This window comes from Corynebacterium pseudotuberculosis, from assembly GCF_002155265.1.
Taxonomy (GTDB): domain Bacteria; phylum Actinomycetota; class Actinomycetes; order Mycobacteriales; family Mycobacteriaceae; genus Corynebacterium; species Corynebacterium pseudotuberculosis.
Map to the genome: position 1 here is coordinate 1,966,054 of NZ_CP021251.1, position 15,748 is coordinate 1,981,801.

Consider the following 15,748-nt stretch of genomic DNA (forward strand, 5'->3'; position numbering starts at 1 on the left):
AGTTACGACTACTCTCCTACCAAACGAATCACGCTGCTGATCTGCTTAACTGCATCGGAATCCTTGATATTTTCAACGGTTTTTTCCAAGTCCGCCTCAAGAGCTGTATGCGTGACAACGATAAGACGTGCGTGTCCGTCTTTTTCTTCCTGACGGATCGTACTGAGGGAGATACCGTTCTTAGCAAAAATCTGTGCAAGATCAGCAAGAACACCAACGCGGTCTTCTACCTCCATATCGATATGGAAGCGGGTAAGGACCTCCCCAAAGCTTGCGATCGGTAGGTTCGCATACGTTGACTCGCCTGGAGCGCGTCCTCCGAATACTTTGTTGCGCGCAGCCCCTACAATATCGCCGAGTACTGCCGACGCAGTGGGGTTTCCTCCTGCACCATTTCCGTAGAGCATCAGGCGTCCTGCAGCCTCCGCTTCAACGAATACTGCATTGAAGGACTTGCTCACACTTGCCAACGGGTGGCTTCGGGGAACCAGGGTCGGGTGAACACGTGCAGAGACTTTTTCTTCGCCGTTTTCTCTTTGTAACCGCTCACAGATGGCCAAAAGCTTGATGGTGTAACCGGCCTGTTTTGCTGCTTCTATGTCTTTTGCCGTGATCTTAGAAATACCCTCGCAATGTACATCATCCGAAGTAACCCGGGTATGGAAGGCCAGAGAAGCTAGAATGGCCGCTTTACTTGCTGCATCGTGGCCTTCAACATCAGCGGTTGGGTCAGCTTCCGCATAGCCCAACCGCGTGGCTTCAGCGAGCATATCGTCATAGGAGGCTCCGGTGGAATCCATCGCATCCAGGATAAAGTTAGTGGTACCGTTGACGATCCCCGCTACGGATTGCACTTGGTCTCCCGCTAAGGAACGTCGCAAGGGTCCTACTACCGGAATAGCCGCGGCTACGGCAGCTTCAAAATATAAATCTACGCCTGCTTCATCTGCGGCTTGTGCAAGCTCAGCAGAATGTGCGGCTACCAAAGCTTTGTTAGCAGTAACTACTGATTTCCCCGAACGCAGCGCTTTGAGGATTAGCTCACGCGGATAATCAATTCCGCCGATGACTTCTACGACAATATCGACGTCTTCTCGTTCAATAAGGGAGCGAGCGTCATCCGTAAGAACTCCCAGCGTATCTGCCAGGGAACCTTTGTGTTTTTCTTTGCTTGACGCAGCTACTCCCTTGATCTCAAGCGGCCCGCCAGAACGGCTCTTGAAATCGCTAGCGTTCTCAGTAAGAAGGCGCAGCACTTGGCTGCCGACTGTTCCATAGCCCAAAATCGCAATGCCTACCGGGGCTCCCTCCCCTTTTCCGGGATTGAACGTGGCGCTGATGTGCTGTTCAGTCGACATAAGACTCCTTCAGAGCAAAAGTAGAACACTGGTTTTCGAAGCATTGTAGCAGCGTCTTTACCTGTGGGTTCCCGTTCAGGGGACCCACACTACTTTTCATCCCTACATTAAGATCTCACGATTAGGGAGCAGCCAGTATCAATACTTTATAAGGAGGAAACGGCTCAAGGAGGTAAACAACCGGAAAGTGCTTGTGCATGCCCCCCTGCACGTATGCATTACTCCAGCGGTTTTAGCCTTCGTCCAAAGCAAGTAGGTCCTCGATAGTCTCCCGCCGAACCATTACACGAGACTGCCCTGCCTTAACACTTACTACTGCCGGTCGCCCCATCATGTTGTATCTGCTGCTCATTGCAAAACAATAAGCTCCAGTAGCCGCCAAAGCTATGAGGTCTCCCTCGATAATTCCGCTTGGAAGTTCCCGATCATGAATCAGAATATCGCCAGCTTCACAATGTGACCCTACGATCCGACTAGGCACGAGATCTCCTGCAACGTTACGGTTGATCACCCGCACGTCATACTCTGCTTCATACAGCGCAGGACGAATATTATCGCTCATGCCACCGTCCACAGCGATATATCTCCGTAGCTGTTTATCGGTTACATGTACGTCTTTTACAGTCCCTACGGAATACACTGTCACAGTAGATGGCCCCGCGATGGCACGCCCGGGTTCAACCAGCACTTCGGGAGCATCAATATCCAAGGTACGAGCTACGTCATCCACCGCAGCCAATAAATCTTGGGCCACTGAAGTTACGTCAAGGGGGGTCTCATCTTCAGTGTAGGCAATACCGTAGCCACCACCTAGATCTAGCTGTTCCAAGTCTATGCCCAGCTCTGAATGAATCTTCGAATACAACGTCAGTACTCGTTGGGCCGCCAAACTGAAACCTTGGGCGTCAAAAACTTGCGATCCCACATGGCAATGCAAACCAATCAGATATAGAGACGCAGATTCAATAACACGTTTTGCTGCCGCATATGCCGAGCCAGAGGCCAGAGAGAATCCGAACTTCTGGTCCTCATGACTCGTAGCAATAAACTCATGCGTATGCGCCTCGATGCCAGGTTTTACACGAACCATGACAGGCTGGGTAACCCCTGCCTCAGCCGCGATCTTTTCTAAACGCTCTAGCTCTGTCATGGAATCGATCACAATGTGTCCGACTCGATGTGACACCAGAACCCGAAGAAATTCCTCACTCTTATTGTTGCCATGAGCTGTTATACGTCCAGGAGGAAAATTAGCGCTTAGCGCAACTTGAAACTCTCCTAGAGAAGCAATGTCGAGGTTAAGTCCCTCTTCCTCCACCCACCGGGCAATTCGGCGAGTCAAAAATGCTTTTGACGCATAGTGAACTTTTTCGGCTCCACCAAAAGCAGCAGCCATGTCTTTACAACGATCACGGAAGTCGTCCTCATCCACCACAAAAACCGGAGTTCCGTATCGCTCAGCCATTTCGGATAGGGAAACTCCCGCAACCGTGACTTCTCCGTTAGCTTCTCGACGAGCACCTCTAGGCCATACATGTGGTGGAAGTGCGTTAAAGCTCTCCACAGTTACATGCGCTCCGGTGCTGTAACACCAACCAGGCCCAAGGCATTAGCAAGAACCTGACGGGTGGCATTAGCCAGGGCAAGACGCGCGGTGTGAACAGACTGCGGACTTTCACCTGCTTTAGGCAGGATTTGGCACGAATCATAAAAACGATGGAATGTTCCAGCCAATTCTTCCGCATAACGTGCGACACGATGTGGCTCGCGCAGCTCAGCGGCAGCCTTTACTACTGCAGGGAACTCTCCCAGCGTACGTATCAGATCACCTTCACGGTCATGGGTCAACAAAGCAAAATTGGGGTCAATAGCGGTTATCCCCAAATCACCAGCTTTCCTCGCGATCGAGCACAGACGTGCATGACCATACTGGACGTAATAAACAGGGTTATCGCTGCTTTGCGATTGCCACAATGCCAGATCAATATCAAGGCTAGAGTCCACCGATGATCGGATCATGGAATACCGAGCACCATCAATGCCAATGGCCTCAACTAAATCATCCAAAGTGATCACGGTGCCCGCGCGTTTGGACATGCGAACTGCTTGCCCATCGCGGACCAGATTCACCATCTGTCCGATGAGAACCTCCACGCTGTTGGGCTCATACCCCAGTGCTGCAGCAGCAGCACGCAAACGAGAGATATATCCGTGATGATCTGCACCAAGCATGTAGATACACAGGTTGTGTCCACGCTCGAATTTGTCAGCTACGTATGCAATGTCACCGGCAATATAGGCTGCATCGCCATCTGACTTAATTACAACGCGGTCTTTGTCATCACCATAATCAGAAGACTTGAGCCACCAAGCTCCGTCTTGGAAATATAGATTTCCATTTTCTTTCAGGCGTTCAATCGCCTTATCAACAGCGCCTGATTCAAACAATGAGTTTTCATGGAAAAAGACGTCAAAGTCAGTACCAAATTCATGGAGCGACTCTTTGATGTGACTAAACATCATCTCTACGCCAACAGAACGGAACGTCTCCAACATCTCCGTAGGCTCCTGAGTAAGAACATCAGGATGCGATGCAACCACAGCTTCTGCTATGTCGTTGATGTAGTCTCCGCCATAACCATCTTCTGGCGTGGGGTCACCCTTTGCCGCAGCAACGAGCGAATTGGTGAATCTGTCGATCTGGCGTCCGTGATCATTGAAGTAATACTCTCTTGTGACTTCAGCGCCTGAAGCCTCCAAGACGCGGCCTAAAGAGTCTCCTACAGCTGCCCACCGGGTGCCACCTAGATGAATCGGCCCTGTTGGGTTTGCAGAAACAAACTCTAGATTCACACGGCTACCTGCATAGAGGTCTGAATGACCAAATGCCTCACCTGCAGCGAGAATCTTAGCAACGATCTCCCCCTGGGCCGCAGCAGCAAGGCGAATATTGATAAAGCCCGGGCCGGCGATACCGGCCTCCGCGACGGCTTCATCAAGAGCTAAGGCGTCGACAAGCAACTGCCCAAGCTCACGCGGATTCATTCCCACCTTTTTAGCCACTTGAAGGGCAACGTTTGTCGCATAATCCCCATGTTCGGGGTTACGCGGGCGCTCCACGACTACTGTCTCAGGCAAAACCGAGGCATCGAGACCACGTGACTCAAGGATAGTAGTAGCAGTGCGCTTAATCAGGTGTGAAAGATCCGCTGGTGTCATGGGTTAGCAGTTTAGCCCACAACCATCCATCCGAGAACTGGGGTTGACTGTAAGTAAATGATGATGCACAAGTAAACCAGCAATCCAAGGGAGTACTTCCACGCCTGACCCATAATTGTGCGCTCGCCATTTTCCATTTGGACAGCGCCAGCGGCGATAGTCAGAGTCTGTGGGCTCATCATCTTGCCCAAGGTCGCACCAGCAGTATTGGCACCCACCAAGAGCGTTGGACTTACACCCACCTGAGAGGCTGTAGTGGCCTGCATCTGAGCGAACAGGGCATTTGCGGAAGTCGCAGAGCCAGTAACCCACGTTCCAACCCAACCCAGCAGCGGAGAAAGAAGTGGGAATACCGATCCAGTTGCAGCCAAGAAAGCACCAATAGAGGCAGTCTGGCTGGACATATTCATGGTGTATGCCAGACCCATTACCGCCGCGATAGTGAGGGCAGAGTACCGCATCTTATACGCCCCCTTGCCCAACTGAGCTAGGCCTGTGCCAAAGTTCATTGGGTACTTTCCGCCACGAGAGAACGCGGTGTACACCGCAACTGTGATCAGACCGCAGAAGAACATGATCGTGCCAGGGGTAGACAACCAGTTGAAGTTAAAGATGGTGTTATTAACCGGCTCACCGGCCGCATTAACAATATGTCCGTGCAAACCTGGCCACTGAATCTTCATATCGGTGGACCGCAAAGCTGCAGGAACGTTAACGCCGATCTTCCAAAGGCTGGTGAAAGAGAAGACAAAGACGATGAGAAGATACGGTAACAAAGCCAAGATGGTTCGTTCCGGGGTCAGATGTAGCTCATCAGCATTGATAGAGGATGCCTGATCTTCGGGGGTAGTTGGCTTCCACACCCGGAGGAACAGCACACCGCATGTAAGAGAAAGGAGGCAAGCAACAACGTCAGTAAGCACATAGGAGAAGTAATTGGATCCGAGGAACTGTCCACCGCCAAAAGCCACGCCCAGCAAAAGTGCCATTGGCCACGTCTGACGCACACCTCGTGTGCCATCCATAATCAACGCCAGAATAAACGGCACGACTAGTGCGATCAAAGAAACCTGGCGACCAGCCATCGCGGCTACTTGCTCACCTGGGATCTGAGTAAGCAGACCACCTGTGGTTACCGGAATAGCCATAGCGCCGAAAGCGACAGGGGCGCAGTTTGCCACAAAGGTAACCAAAACAGCCTTGATCGGCTTAAGGCCGATGGCCAGAAGCATTGCGGCAACGATAGCAATCGGAGCGCCAAAGCCAGCGAGAGCCTCTAGGAGGCCACCAAAGGCAAAGCCGATTAACATTGCCTGGACGCGCATGTCCCCTCGACCGACCTTGGCAAAGATCGTACGAAGATCATCGAAACGCCCTGAGATAACCGTGAGGTCATAGACCCATACGGCCATCCAAATGATGTATACGATCGGAAAAATACCAAATGCTACGCCTTGAGAAAAAGCGAGCACCGCAAGGTTGGCTGGCATATGAAAAAAGATGATGCCGACTAGAAGAGCTACCACCACGCTCGCGAGCGCGGACCAGTGAGCCTTCCATTTGAGCACCATCAGGAACACAAAGAAGCCAATGAGCGGCAATATGGCGCACAGCGCCGAGAGGCCAAGGCTTCCGCCTACAGCATCCGTTACAGGTGAAAACACTAGTTGCTTCTCCCATCTCGAGGGACTTGGGTCACTACTATTTTGCGACGAAATAGCTACCAACTCATAATTTTAGTTCTTTTTGCAGTAGGTCACACCTTTGGTTGATTTTCAACCACTGCTTCTATGTATTTATCGCCACACTTTTCTTGCTGTATTTTTCGCCACATTTTGTAGCAAAACGCCCCTCAGTGCACATACGCACACCACACCCCAGCACCACCTGCCACCTTCCACATTTTAATAACACTAACGTTTCGTTAATAAGCGCAGGTAACCGGGGGTTGTCAGATGTTATTTCATCGGCACACCCGCTAGTATTTGTTATGTCCAGTGGCGCGTAACGCTTCCAACTATTTGGAACGCCACAACAAACTGCCACGTTTCCCTCGAAGCAAGGAGCAATTACCGTGAGAGTAGCGCTCTTTTCCACTTGTATCGGCGACGCCATGTTCCCCGATGCGTCAAAAGCAACTGCACTCGTATTGTCCCGACTTGGCTATGAGGTCGTCTTTCCTAAGGACCAGACCTGCTGCGGCCAGATGCATGTCAACACCGGCTACCAAAAGGAAGCTATCCCGCTAATTCGTAATTATGTGGATGCATTCACCGATCCTTCCATCGATTACGTTGTTGCACCTTCGGGATCTTGCATCGGGGCGGTCCGTGAGCAGCACGAGCACATCGCAGATAGGTATGGCGATAAAACTTTGGCAGCTGGCGCACATGAAGCCGCTAAAAAATCTCTCGATCTTCCCGAGTTCCTTATCGACGTTGCCGGGGTGGAAGATGTTGGAGCATTCTTCCCCCACAAGGTCACTTACCACCCCTCCTGCCACGGTCTGCGCTTTATCAAACTAGGCGATCGCCCTTACCGCCTACTCTCCAAGGTTGCGGGCATGGAACTCGTAGAGCTTCCCAACAAAGAAGAATGCTGCGGTTTCGGCGGCACCTTCTCCCTGAAGAATGCCGAAACCTCCGCCGCGATGGTCTCTGATAAGACTCGTAATATCGAGCTCACCGGCGCCGAGTACGTCACTGGTGGAGATTCTTCTTGCTTGATGAACATCGCCGGAAATCTATCTCGTAAACACGTGGGTATTCGTGCCATTCACATCGCCGAGATCCTAGCTTCTACCAAGGAACATCCTTGGACCCCCGATTCCGCCGCCTACTCCCGAGAGGTAATACTGTGAGCGTCTCACTTGGAACCCCCACGATGCCACCTCGCGCATCGGAAATCAGCCAGCTTCGTGGCGACGAGAACTTTGTTCATGCCGCGCACCATGAGCTTTATAACGCAACCCAGCGTCGCAATTTAACTAAGGCAACCACCACGATTCGTGGTAAGCGTCTCAACGTCACCGAGGAGATGCCCGATTGGGAGGCTGTTCGCGAAGCCGGTTCTGGAATCAAACGTGACGTGGGACAGCGTCTCGACGAGCTTCTTGTCCAGTTTGAAGAGGCCGTCACAGCACGCGGTGGACACGTTCACTGGGCTCGCGACGCTGAAGAAGCCGGAAACATTGTAACCAAGCTCGTCCAGGAAACCGGCGAGAAGAACGTGGTCAAGATCAAGTCCATGGCAACCATGGAAATTGGCCTCAACTCTCGTCTCCGTGAAGCCGGAATCTCCGCACGTGAGACTGACCTTGCAGAGCTCATCGTTCAGCTCGGCAAAGACAAGCCGTCTCACATCTTGGTTCCAGCCATCCACCGCAACCGTGCTGAGATCCGAGATATCTTCATCCGCGAGATGCCCAACACTGACGACTCCCTTTCCTCTGAGCCCGCTGAGCTTGCAGAGGCGTCGCGCTCCTTCCTACGTGAGCAATTCATGAAGGCAAAGGTTGCCATTTCTGGAGCTAACTTCGGCATCGCAGAGACCGGAACCGTCACCATCATGGAGTCCGAAGGCAACGGCCGCATGTGCCTGACCCTTCCAGAGACCTTGATCTCAGTTATGGGCATCGAGAAGATCCTTCCCACCTTCCAGGATCTTGAAGTCTTCTTGCAGCTTCTCCCCCGTTCCTCTACGGGCGAGCGCCAAGCGCCTTATGTTTCCACATGGTCTGGCGTAACCGAAGGCGATGGCCCGAAGAACTTCCACATTGTTCTTGTCGATAACGGACGAACTGCAGTTCTCGCTGACGAACTCGGCCGCGAAGCCCTCAAGTGCATTCGCTGTTCCGCATGCCTCAACGTTTGCCCCGTCTACGAGCGTGCCGGCGGCCATGCTTATGGATCCACTTATCCTGGTCCCATTGGAGCAATCCTTTCGCCTCAGATGACTGGCATAAAAGATAAGCACGACCCCAACGCTTATCTTCCCTACGCGTCCTCCCTATGCGGTCGATGCAACGAGGTCTGCCCCGTCAAGATTCCTTTCACCGATATCCTTCTGGAACTTCGCCACAAGAAGATCGAGACGGATGCTCCAAAGATCGAGAAAGCTCTTATGGGCAGCATGCAGCTCGCATGGGGACATGCAAAGCTTTGGAACATGATCACCCACCTGGTCTTTATGGGCCGCATCCTTGGTGGTTCCAAAGGAAAAATCACCCATCTGCCAAGTTTCTTGGCCGGCTGGACCGATGTACGCGACACCGCTGTTCCTCCAAAGAAGTCCTTCCGTCAGTGGTTTGATTCCGAGGAAGCACAGCAGCTGCTTGCCGACGCCCGCACCGAAGGCATCCACCCCAACGATCCTGCGGCTAACCAGAAGAAGGAGAACTAATAATGGATGCCAAAACTGAGATCCTCGAGCGCATCCGTAACGCCAACAAGCTTGCTGGCGTTCCTGAGGGCGCCTATCCAGTAGTTCGTGAGTACATCACCAAGACCGATCTCCCCCGGGAAGAGCTCAAAGAGCTGCTTATTGACCGTCTCCTGGATTACAAAGCACAGGTCGTTCAGACCACCGATGCCGAGCTAGCCAATAGCATCGCAGAGGTTCTGAATTCCCGTGGGGCAAAAGAGATCCGTTACGCTGAAGGACTGGATACCGCACTATTCGCAGGTTTCCAAGGCAAGGCGGTAGCCGACTCCCACGCGAGTGACCCCCGACTACTCAACGATGTGGACGCCGTGGTCACCGATTCGCACGTGACCTCCGCCCAAACCGGCACTATTTGCCTGGTTTCCAACGAGGTTTGCGGTCGCCGCGCTCTCACTCTCGTGCCCGACTGCCACGTCTGTATCGTCCGCATGGACAACGTAGTCTATGGAGTTCCAGAGATGGTTGCGCAGCTTGATCACACGCGACCCAACACGATGATCTCTGGTCCTTCCGCTACCTCAGACATCGAGTTGAACCGTGTTGAAGGCGTGCATGGCCCTCGTACTCTCATTTGTATGGTTGTGGATTAATCCCCATCCCTGCACGTCACGCCCCCTTTGACTCTACGCATAAGGGGCGTCTTCGTATTTTTAAGCGTTATGGGTTAAAATTACATCCGTTGTATTCAGCGCGTCTCCGTAGCTCAGTGGATAGAGCATTGGTTTCCGGTACCAAAGGTCGCAGGTTCGAATCCTGTCGGGGACACTCTAAACCCCCTTCTATCAGAATTTCTGTTAGAAGGGGGTTTGCGTTTTATCTTTTGCCGTAGGCGACACCCTCACCTGCCTCTCCGCACATACCCATCAAAAGCAAAAAATTATAAGTGTGATTTTAAACAATTTTAGTTAAGGAAAGGCTTACTTTAAATTACTTTTGTAAATGAAACAACTATTCCCCTATCGAAAGGACACCTCCTTGAAAATCCATAAACTAGCCACCACCATGGCAGCAGTGGCAGCTACAGCAGCGAGCCTCATAACAGGGGCTGGCATAGCCAGCGCCATCTCCTACGAACAACCCAATGTCGAGTCATGCAAGCACAAATTCCCCAACGCGACCAGCCTCTGCGAGTACATAGATGGCATCCGCGCCCAGGCCGAAGAAGCACTACGCCAAGGAAACCACGAAGTCGCTGAAGCGCTGCAGGCGGAGATCAAGAATGCCCTTCTGCTCCTACACAACGATGGCAAAACGCCAATCCCCACACCGCACCAGGCAGTGTAATTCCCCGAAAATCACTCATCGCACACGGGAACCATAACCACGTTTGTTCCCAAGTTGGTGAGACGCTCAACAATTTCCATATCAATATCGTTTGTCGTAATCACCGTATCCACTTGATCAAAAGTGGCAACCCGATGCGACGAGACTCGGGAAAACTTTTCCGGGGTAGCAAGGACGATAACGCGTCGCGACGCTTGAAAGACCGCACGTTTAAGCGTCGCCTCGTTAAGATTTGGAGACATAACCCCTACCGAGGGGTCACAAGCACACACACCTATAAAAGCAAGATCGAAACGCATGGAAAGCACCGTTTCTACGGCTGCCGCACCCCAGATTGCCAGATCTTCATTATTCACATCGCCGCCGGGTATCAAAACAGAGGTTTCTGCGCCACGCGCTAGCGCAGCCCCGGCATAAAGGGACAATGCTAACGCGTGAATATCTTTCCCGGCCAAAAGCTTTGCAGCCTCCAGGGGGGGTAGTTCCAGAATCCACGAGCACGCTAAACCCTGAATCCACCATCCCTGCCGCTTCCTTTGCTATCGCCCTTTTTGCAGTTGGTTGTTCATGTTTACGCACTTCCAACGGATAGCGGGCACCCCGTCGACGCACGGTCCGCGCCCCGCCACGAACCCTATCCACCGCCCCAAAGCATCCAACTCAGACAAATCACGCCTGATAGTCACAGCGGAAGCCCCCGTGATCTCATACAATTGCGCGATCGTTTTACTGCCCGAATCCACCGCGCGAATAATGACCCTATGACGTTCGTGCTGCTCCATGCGCCTACCCTACCCCTCAGCTTCGATCATAAACAATCATCGACAGTGATCGTTATGATTTCTATCCTTTTACATAAGAACAACATAGAGCACATAACAGAGATTCCCCTCAAGGAGACGAGTCACAATGATCAGCACCACAGGAATTTATGCCAGCACAGAGCTTACCCAGGAGATTCTTCGCAATCTACCGCCAAAATTAGCCGCGGTAACGGTGCCTTGGGAGTCAAATCCCACGGCACAAGCCGCAAAGCTAGAACCTGTCGACTGCGCGATTATTGACGTTAGCAAGGGGGTTGATCGCGAAGCCATTGCAGCATTACAAACAAAACCAGTCCTTATCCTCGGCGACACCGACAGCTTTCACGCTGATAATTTGCGAGGCCACGGAGTTAAAGTCATGGAGTCCTCACCCCTTGCGCTTGACGACGTCCTAGCTCAATTTTCCGCTCATGTTGATATAGAACTAGGGCAACTAGCCGCTTAACACCCAAAACGGTCGTGATCATATTGATCACGACCGTTTTGATGACAAAACCTTAGTACTTGGGCATGATAAACCAGGCAATAATATAAAGAAGTACCTGAGGCCCCGGCAGGAGAATACTGGCCACAAAGAGAATTCGAAGAAGAGTGATGTTAATCCCGTAAGTTTCCCCAATACCGCTAAGGACCCCACCCACCCATTTCTGGGTGTTGCTCCGAGAGAGACGCCGTCCATAAAAATGCGTATCCATATTTTTAAAGTCCTTTTCTATCACTTATCCGGTTACCCCTACCCCTTCATAATGCGGCAAACACCGGGCCCTTAGCATCAGGGATGCCCCTGAAAAATCCCGGATTTATCCACCCACATATTTATCCGGGTCAAAATCGACAGCCACGACCTTTTCAAGGTAATCACGTAGGGTTGCCACATGTCCTGGTCCCATAGGATCAAAAACCAATTTCCTAACCACCTCCACATGACCAGGCGCAGCAGATCGTAAGCGTTCTTCACCCTCTCGAGTCAGCTGAACATAAACGCCCCGACCATCGTCCGGGCATCGCTTCTTAACCACTAGACCACGTTTTTCCATTCTTATGATCTGATGAGACGTACGACTCCGATCCCAGTTAAGAGAGACGCAGAGATCACGAAGCCGAATAATATGATCAGGACTTTCGGATAAATTCACCAAAACTGCGAACTCCGAAGAGGTGAGCCCCGACCCTAGTTGTAGTGTCTCATCAATCCCTCTGCTCACTTTCCGATTCACGGCAAGCATCAGACGCCATAGGGACTGTTCTTCATCATTGAGCCATCTCGGGTTTGTCATGAATGTAAAGACTAGCCCTATTTTTAACCAAATAAAAATAGAAAAAGTGCGAACAGCACTAGCATTTAATACGAACTACCTGCAATAATAAAATAAAAAATTTCTTTAGACCTTTAGTTGATATGTCACCAAAAAGGTGTATTGTTGACACGACAACAAAATAAAATCTTTTTAGATAGGAGAGCTCGATGAGCAACTTTGATGGAACTTATGTACTAGACCCCGCACACACAACTATCGGTTTTGTTGCGCGTCATGCCATGGTCACAAAAGTCCGTGGCCACTTTACTGAGTTCAGCTCTTCAGTCACCGTTGAGGGATCAACGGCTACTGTTAATGCGACTATTCAGACCGAGTCGATTACCACAGGCAATAACGACCACGATGATCATGTAAAGGGCACCGATTTCTTTAACACTGTAGAGTTTCCCGAGATGACCTTCACTTCTACCAGTGTTTCCATATCTGGAGACAAAGCCACGGTCACAGGCGACCTAACCATTAAAGGCGTAACAAAACAAGTAGATCTCGATGTATCGATCGATGGAATTGCAGAAGATCCTTTTGGTAACACACGGTTAGGCTTTGAGGCTCGCACCAAGATCAACCGAACTGATTTCGGTATAGACTTTAACGCTCCTCTTAAAACCGGTGGCGTTTTACTCTCTGAAGAAATAAAGATCGAGATCGAAGGTTCTGCGATCAAGCAAGCATAGACTTATATAAGGTAAGGCGGCAGCTGTACATACAGCTGCCGCCTTTTGTTTTTCTATCCCAACAGTTCCGCCATTTCATACTGGTGCTTACCTACAACATACGAGTACCGATCCGGCACGCATGTTAAAACGAAGACCTGCATTCTTTTCCCTAGTTCGCTAAATAGCATGGCCATAAGCTGTTGTCGTGTTGTATCAGTGGAGCCCAAAGCATCATCGACAAATACTGGTACTGACTCGTCGCTTACCAAGCCAGCTACGGCAAATCGAGTGAGAATTGCCAATTGTTCTTGTGCTCCCCCTGAGAGATCTTTGACAGCAACAGTCTTATTGCCAGATGTACGAGCGACCACCGATAAGTTCTCATCGAGGCTAAAGCTCACTTCGGTGCCAAATACTGGCGCGGCTAGTCTCACCAGCTGTTCGACAAAAGGTTGCGCATACTGCCGCCGCGCTTCATCTCGGTTACGAACCAACGTTTCAAACAGTAATTTTGATGCTTCGGCTCGGCGCTTCACCGAATTTAACCGACGCTCAGCCACTTCAACAGCAGCGGTAGCCACATCTACTTTTTCCGATACTCCTGTAGATAAAGAAATCATCTCTTCTAAAGCTCTAAGATCAGCATCACTGATAAGGATAGTTCTCTCTAAGTCAGCCACTTTCGCTTGTGCTCCCTCAAAGAGACCTTTGATCAAGGACGAGTCCGCATCTGCAGATAGTGTTTCAAGTTTTATAACAGCATCGTCATAGTTCTTTCGTACGCCAACAAGGTCCTTTTCAAGCTCCTCGAATGGGACCTGCTTTTCTTCCTTTTGCAGCTCTTCTCGATTCGCAGAAACTCTTTTCTCGGCCTCTTCTACGAGAGCACGTTTAACTGCTGCGTTTTTCCGTGCATTGCCTTCGAGCCACGGCGTTAACAAAATTTCTATGTGCGCGATATTTTGCCCAAGTTCTTCAATTCGGGTTTGAGTTGATTCAATAAGCTCTTCAAACTGCTCTACCGTCTTATCAGGCTTGTTCGATTCTTCTAGGACATCCTCAAACTTGTTGGCATCTCTCTTAAGGGCTTCTGTCTCCGCTATTTTTCGTTGCTTCTCTTGCAAAAGCTGTTCGGTTTTACTTTCTTCAATCCTGCCTTGTCTGTGCCAATTTCGGAGCTCTTCCAGATCTGTTGCACCACCAAGCATCACTTTTAAGGCGGCTTCTGACTCCTCAACTGCGGCATTTCCCATGCGCACTGTGGATCCTGGAGAAAAAGTTGCTTCTACGGAGCCAACTTTGAGCACAGTTTCTGCGGCAATAGCAAAGCTTTGAGGCGCATCATCGGTATCAATCGCTATACCATCCAGAGTTACAGAGGCAGGTTCATCGGACCGAATAGCAACAGACGCAGCACTTGCCTCCCGCAGTTCCCTGGCTACTCGATATTCAGCATAAGCACGTTCGGCATCCTCTAATTGGGCATCTGTTACGCGAGGAAAGTTTGTAATTGCGTCGAGTTCTTTATCCAATTCTGCTAATTCTGCAGTAATTTCATTCAGCTCTTCTTGACACTGAAAAGCTTTTGCTAAAGCACTCCCCTTTCTAAGAGAAGACAATAATTCCCTTGCCTCTTTAAGCTGCTGCTGTACATCTTGTTTTTCTTTATTCAGTTCAGAGATATGCTCTTCTTCTGATGCAGACCTTGTTTCTTCCTCTGCTAAGGCTTGCTTCAAAGCGTCCAACTCAGCTTCTTCAGATATCTGACGCTCTGTTTTTTCTTTGCGTTGAATACACAAACGCTCAATATTTTCGACTTGTTCGTGCAAACGGTCAGCCTCTGATTGCGCTAGCGCAATCTGTTGTATGTGTTCCTGAGCCGCTTTCCATTTTTCTTGCGCTTTTACGCACTCTGCTTTGGCATGGGGAAGCTCTTCCTCTGCTGCAGCTTTCCGCTGAGTGACAGCACTAATACGGCTAACCTTGCCTTCAAGCTCAATGCTTCTGTTGGTCACCTCATCGAGGTCACCTTGAGCTTTCTCCAGATCATTGAGAGCTCTATCTAACTCACCATTTTTCTTTATCTTCTGCCCTGAATAATAACGTTTATATTCCTTCTCAACGGCGGAAATTAGCTCGTTATCTTCAGCTTTATTGATTGATTCTCCGCTTCCTAGCGCAGCACTTAGTGAGGGAATTCCGGCGGCGGCAAAAGTAACGTCGTACCTTCCCTGCTCCATAAACAAAGCATCCCGCAGATGCACATCTAAGTGTTCATCAAGAATCGCAGAAAGTTTATTCTCCGCTTCTCTACCTGAATAATTCCCAGGATTTGGAGAATGAATTACAAGCTCGGCAGCCCGAGAATTATTCCATGTCTTAGAGATTGTAAAAGTGTACGGACCGATAGTTGCAGTCAAAGAGGTTTTAGTAGGAACATCTTTATCCACGGGTTTAATATCCCTGATGTTCTTTTTACCCGTAGAGTGCTGTTCTCCCAGAGTTATCGCGATCGCTTCCATAATGGTGGACTTACCCAGCTCATTATCACCTGAGATAACAATAACGCCTTTTTCCGGGAGATCCTGTAATTCCAGATGACCAATGGAACGCATGTCCTGGATTTCTATGGCATGAATACGCAT

At 50.4% G+C, this 15,748-nt stretch carries 15 protein-coding genes and 1 tRNA gene; 7 read left to right on the plus strand and 9 right to left on the minus strand.

Going from position 1 to position 15,748, the window contains the following annotated elements; genetic code table 11:
• Positions 1-8: 8 nt before the first annotated feature.
• The 4 genes from CpATCC19410_RS09035 to CpATCC19410_RS09050 form a co-directional block, all read right to left on the minus strand.
• On the minus strand, positions 9-1,358 hold the full coding sequence (locus tag CpATCC19410_RS09035) for a homoserine dehydrogenase (RefSeq protein WP_013241689.1): 1,350 nt from the start codon (positions 1,356-1,358) through the stop codon (positions 9-11).
• A gap of 232 nt (positions 1,359-1,590) precedes the next feature.
• A complete protein-coding gene (gene lysA / locus CpATCC19410_RS09040) occupies positions 1,591-2,922 on the minus strand; it encodes a diaminopimelate decarboxylase (protein ID WP_014522388.1) in 1,332 nt (443 codons plus the stop codon).
• A gap of 2 nt (positions 2,923-2,924) precedes the next feature.
• Positions 2,925-4,577, minus strand: coding sequence for an arginine--tRNA ligase (gene argS / locus CpATCC19410_RS09045; protein ID WP_013241687.1), 1,653 nt, complete (start codon positions 4,575-4,577; stop codon positions 2,925-2,927).
• 11 nt (positions 4,578-4,588) lie between these two features.
• Positions 4,589-6,241, minus strand: coding sequence for an L-lactate permease (locus CpATCC19410_RS09050; protein WP_014522704.1), 1,653 nt, complete (start codon positions 6,239-6,241; stop codon positions 4,589-4,591).
• Positions 6,242-6,651: 410 nt separating this feature from the next.
• Here CpATCC19410_RS09050 and CpATCC19410_RS09055 point away from each other — a divergent pair, with 410 nt between their 5' ends.
• From CpATCC19410_RS09055 to CpATCC19410_RS09075, 5 genes are all read left to right on the plus strand, one after another.
• A complete protein-coding gene (locus CpATCC19410_RS09055; protein WP_013241685.1) occupies positions 6,652-7,437 on the plus strand; it encodes a (Fe-S)-binding protein in 786 nt (261 codons plus the stop codon).
• Positions 7,434-8,978: a LutB/LldF family L-lactate oxidation iron-sulfur protein gene (locus tag CpATCC19410_RS09060; protein WP_013241684.1), complete on the plus strand. Its 1,545-nt coding sequence runs from the start codon at positions 7,434-7,436 to the stop codon at positions 8,976-8,978. The genes CpATCC19410_RS09055 and CpATCC19410_RS09060 overlap by 4 nt, the downstream gene beginning before the upstream one ends.
• A gap of 2 nt (positions 8,979-8,980) precedes the next feature.
• Positions 8,981-9,610 (plus strand): LutC/YkgG family protein, encoded by a 630-nt coding sequence (locus tag CpATCC19410_RS09065; RefSeq protein WP_013241683.1) that lies wholly within the window; start codon positions 8,981-8,983, stop codon positions 9,608-9,610.
• 102 nt (positions 9,611-9,712) lie between these two features.
• Positions 9,713-9,785, plus strand: a tRNA-Arg gene (locus CpATCC19410_RS09070).
• 174 nt (positions 9,786-9,959) lie between these two features.
• Positions 9,960-10,304, plus strand: coding sequence for a hypothetical protein (locus CpATCC19410_RS09075; protein WP_013241682.1), 345 nt, complete (start codon positions 9,960-9,962; stop codon positions 10,302-10,304).
• 11 nt (positions 10,305-10,315) lie between these two features.
• On the opposite strand, the gene CpATCC19410_RS11060 is transcribed toward CpATCC19410_RS09075, so the two are convergent.
• Both CpATCC19410_RS11060 and CpATCC19410_RS11065 read right to left on the minus strand, forming a co-directional pair.
• A complete protein-coding gene (locus CpATCC19410_RS11060) occupies positions 10,316-10,759 on the minus strand; it encodes a DeoR/GlpR family DNA-binding transcription regulator (RefSeq protein WP_227000465.1) in 444 nt (147 codons plus the stop codon).
• An 84-nt stretch (positions 10,760-10,843) separates the two neighbouring features.
• Positions 10,844-11,086 carry a DeoR family transcriptional regulator gene (locus CpATCC19410_RS11065; RefSeq protein WP_228026790.1) on the minus strand — a complete coding sequence of 81 codons (243 nt, stop codon included), beginning with the start codon at positions 11,084-11,086 and terminating at the stop codon, positions 10,844-10,846.
• A 127-nt stretch (positions 11,087-11,213) separates the two neighbouring features.
• Here CpATCC19410_RS11065 and CpATCC19410_RS09085 point away from each other — a divergent pair, with 127 nt between their 5' ends.
• Positions 11,214-11,573 (plus strand): hypothetical protein, encoded by a 360-nt coding sequence (locus CpATCC19410_RS09085; RefSeq protein WP_013241680.1) that lies wholly within the window; start codon positions 11,214-11,216, stop codon positions 11,571-11,573.
• Positions 11,574-11,625: 52 nt separating this feature from the next.
• On the opposite strand, the gene CpATCC19410_RS09090 is transcribed toward CpATCC19410_RS09085, so the two are convergent.
• Together CpATCC19410_RS09090 and CpATCC19410_RS09095 are read right to left on the minus strand one after the other, a co-directional pair.
• Positions 11,626-11,823: a PspC domain-containing protein gene (locus tag CpATCC19410_RS09090; RefSeq protein ID WP_014366860.1), complete on the minus strand. Its 198-nt coding sequence runs from the start codon at positions 11,821-11,823 to the stop codon at positions 11,626-11,628.
• Positions 11,824-11,928: 105 nt separating this feature from the next.
• Entirely contained in the window at positions 11,929-12,405 is a 477-nt protein-coding gene (locus CpATCC19410_RS09095; RefSeq protein ID WP_013241678.1) for a MarR family winged helix-turn-helix transcriptional regulator, read from the minus strand.
• A 188-nt stretch (positions 12,406-12,593) separates the two neighbouring features.
• On the opposite strand from CpATCC19410_RS09095, the gene CpATCC19410_RS09100 reads away from it, so the two are divergent.
• Entirely contained in the window at positions 12,594-13,121 is a 528-nt protein-coding gene (locus tag CpATCC19410_RS09100) for a YceI family protein (RefSeq protein WP_013241677.1), read from the plus strand.
• 53 nt (positions 13,122-13,174) lie between these two features.
• On the opposite strand, the gene CpATCC19410_RS09105 is transcribed toward CpATCC19410_RS09100, so the two are convergent.
• Complete coding sequence (locus CpATCC19410_RS09105) at positions 13,175-15,748, minus strand: AAA family ATPase (RefSeq protein WP_013241676.1); 2,574 nt, start codon at positions 15,746-15,748, stop codon at positions 13,175-13,177.

Bases quoted from the DNA above. Each gene is read 5' to 3' on its own strand.
- CpATCC19410_RS09090 (WP_014366860.1), bottom strand. From the start codon at position 11,823: ATGGATACGCATTTTTATGGACGGCGTCTCTCTCGGAGCAACACCCAG.
- CpATCC19410_RS11065 (WP_228026790.1), bottom strand. From the start codon at position 11,086: ATGGAGCAGCACGAACGTCATAGGGTCATTATTCGCGCGGTGGATTCG.
- CpATCC19410_RS09065 (WP_013241683.1), top strand. From the start codon at position 8,981: ATGGATGCCAAAACTGAGATCCTCGAGCGCATCCGTAACGCCAACAAG.
- CpATCC19410_RS09105 (WP_013241676.1), bottom strand. From the start codon at position 15,748: ATGCGTATTCATGCCATAGAAATCCAGGACATGCGTTCCATTGGTCAT.
- CpATCC19410_RS09095 (WP_013241678.1), bottom strand. From the start codon at position 12,405: ATGACAAACCCGAGATGGCTCAATGATGAAGAACAGTCCCTATGGCGT.
- CpATCC19410_RS09100 (WP_013241677.1), top strand. From the start codon at position 12,594: ATGAGCAACTTTGATGGAACTTATGTACTAGACCCCGCACACACAACT.
- CpATCC19410_RS09085 (WP_013241680.1), top strand. From the start codon at position 11,214: ATGATCAGCACCACAGGAATTTATGCCAGCACAGAGCTTACCCAGGAG.
- CpATCC19410_RS09075 (WP_013241682.1), top strand. From the start codon at position 9,960: ATGAAACAACTATTCCCCTATCGAAAGGACACCTCCTTGAAAATCCAT.
- CpATCC19410_RS09035 (WP_013241689.1), bottom strand. From the start codon at position 1,358: ATGTCGACTGAACAGCACATCAGCGCCACGTTCAATCCCGGAAAAGGG.
- argS (WP_013241687.1), bottom strand. From the start codon at position 4,577: ATGACACCAGCGGATCTTTCACACCTGATTAAGCGCACTGCTACTACT.